The organism is Methanobrevibacter sp. 87.7, from assembly GCF_002208625.1.
GTDB lineage: Archaea > Methanobacteriota > Methanobacteria > Methanobacteriales > Methanobacteriaceae > Methanarmilla.
On sequence record NZ_MRCT01000270.1, the window covers coordinates 1 to 1,257 of the forward strand.

General features: G+C 15.8%; 1 protein-coding gene. It reads left to right on the forward strand.

Annotated features, from left to right (window positions below; all coding sequences use genetic code 11):
- The coding region (locus tag BGI41_RS08150) for a type II secretion system F family protein (RefSeq protein ID WP_233126349.1) at positions 1-1,112 on the forward strand (1,112 nt) is incomplete at its 5' end.
- Positions 1,113-1,257 lie beyond the last annotated feature (145 nt).

Genomic DNA, 1,257 nt, shown 5'->3' on the forward strand with positions numbered 1-1,257 from the left:
GTTTAATCATGTATGAAAAATTTTTTATAGAATTTATTAATTTTTTAATTTATATAATAAATTTTTTTATTAATTTAATTTATTATGTATTTAACCTTCTTATTGGTTTTAACTCAAATAAAGAATATTTAAAATTTAGTTTTAATAAATATTTTAATTTAAATATTAAAAATAATAATTTATTTAGTTTTAATAATAATTTAAATACTAATAAAGAGGATAATTTATATAATATCAATAAAAATTATTTTGAAAATAGTAAATTTATATTTGATGTTAAAAATTATTTTCATTCTAATTTTAATAAGAATTATTTATATACTGTAGATGATTCTAATTATAATGAATTTAAAGTATTTGATAATATTACAAGTAAAATTGATGAATCTTATTTTAATAATTTATCTAAACGATTTAATCATAATTATAAATTTTTTTTAATTATTTCTTTAATTATTTTTATTATCTCTTCTTATATTTCAATTGAATTTGGTTTAATTACTTTTATTCTTTTATTTTTATTATTTTATTCTATAATTAAACTTCCTGAATTTAAAAAGAAAAGTCTTTATTCAAATATTTCAAGAGAAATTCCTTTTGCATTAAGACAAATGAGCATTGAACTTAAGGCAGGTAAAGGATTAAATGATGTTTTATTATCTATTTCAAAATCAGATTATGGTATTTTATCTCTTGAATTTTCAAGAGTAATTAATGAAGTTAAGTATGGTATGTTAATTGAAGATTCTTTAATTAACATGTCTAAAAGAGTAAATTCAGAAAGTTTAAATCGTTTAGTTTATCAAATTATCACTAGTAAAAAGATAGGATCTAATCTTTCTAAGGTTTTATCTATTATTGCAGAAGATACTGCTTTTAATATGAGAATTAAATTAAAAAATTATTCTCAAAAACTTAATGCTTTTATAATGATTTATACTTTTCTTGTAATTTTAGTTCCTGTTGTATTTTTGATAATGATAATTGGAGCATCAACAGTAATTGGTGAAATTTTAGCTCCAGATGCTTTAATAATATTATATGTTTTCTTTTTTCCTATAATTATTGTTTTTATGGGTTTTTTTATTAAAAAATTAGAACCAAAGATTTAATTTTCTATTATTTTTTTATAAAATATTTTGAATAAAATCTTAATATTTTTTATTATAAAGTCATTTTTCATTATATTTATTCTAATTTATTTTATATTTTATAAAATTTTCTTAAGTTTTTTTATTCTTTTATTTTATTTTCGTT